General features: G+C 66.3%; 1 protein-coding gene and 1 pseudogene. Both read left to right on the top strand.

All coding sequences use genetic code 11. The features are described 5' to 3' along the window. Nucleotides 1-302 (top strand): hypothetical protein (locus BSZ35_RS19670; RefSeq protein ID WP_181149513.1); only part of this gene is annotated, 302 nt, incomplete at its 5' end. Further along, nucleotides 299-888: pseudogene (locus BSZ35_RS18870) on the top strand (hypothetical protein); the annotation flags it as partial. The gene BSZ35_RS19670 and the pseudogene BSZ35_RS18870, both read left to right, overlap by 4 nt.

Genomic DNA, 888 nt, shown 5'->3' with positions numbered 1-888 from the left:
GGACCGTCCACAACACCCTCGACGGCCGGCTCGCGGGCGAGGACATGAATCTCCGGCTTCGGGTGCCGCAAAAGGCGAAGGGCGGCCTCCTGGCGAAGGTCAAGATGCCGAACCACGGCCTCTCGGCCGAGTCGGAGGCCCTGAAGGTGACCGAGCCGGTGCGGGTCCGCGGTGGTCGCAGGAAGAAGTCAAACGCGGAGACATTCTCACGCTCACAGCCGACGCGAAAGGCGCGCCCGACGGCCGCCGGGCGACCGTCCGCATTTTCGAATACAAGGAGCGCGGGGCGCACGTCCCGGTGACGCGGCTGCGTCCTCGGGTAGAAAACGGAGCCGTGGAGGTGATGTACCGGTTCCAGTATCCGGGCGACACCGCGGACATTGTGCCGGAGTGGAAGGCGCCGGAGGGCTACGTGCAACCGCAGTTTTTCTACACGGTGGACGTGAGCGGCATCATCGCCGATTCGCAGGACGCGAAGAGCACGGGCGTGATGCGATTCGTGGACGACCTGAGCATCCGCCTCCGCGACCTCGTGACCGACGCGCCCGTGGCGGACGAAACGGTCGTCGTGATCCTGCCGGACGGGTCCGAGCAAGAGACCACGCTCGACGAGAATGGGTCTGCTGAACTTTCAGACGTTCCGCCCGGTCCCATCAAGTACTTCTTTCCCGACCTCCCGGGGTCGAGCCGCGAGAATCCGCTCCACGGGGCCACCGGTCCCGACGCGAACGAAGCGTCCCTGTGGCGAATCGCGCCGCAGCAGACCGTCATGACGGCCAACCACGAGACCGGCGTGCTCGACACGAGTACGGAGCCACTGCAGGAGGGCACTTGGGTGTACGTCTTTCCGGAGCACCCGGGAGAGGATCCGCCCATGTCGCCGATGAT

It is taken from the genome of Salinibacter sp. 10B (assembly GCF_002954405.1).
Taxonomy (GTDB): domain Bacteria; phylum Bacteroidota; class Rhodothermia; order Rhodothermales; family Salinibacteraceae; genus Salinibacter.
This window is presented reverse-complemented; position numbering and strand designations above follow the sequence as displayed.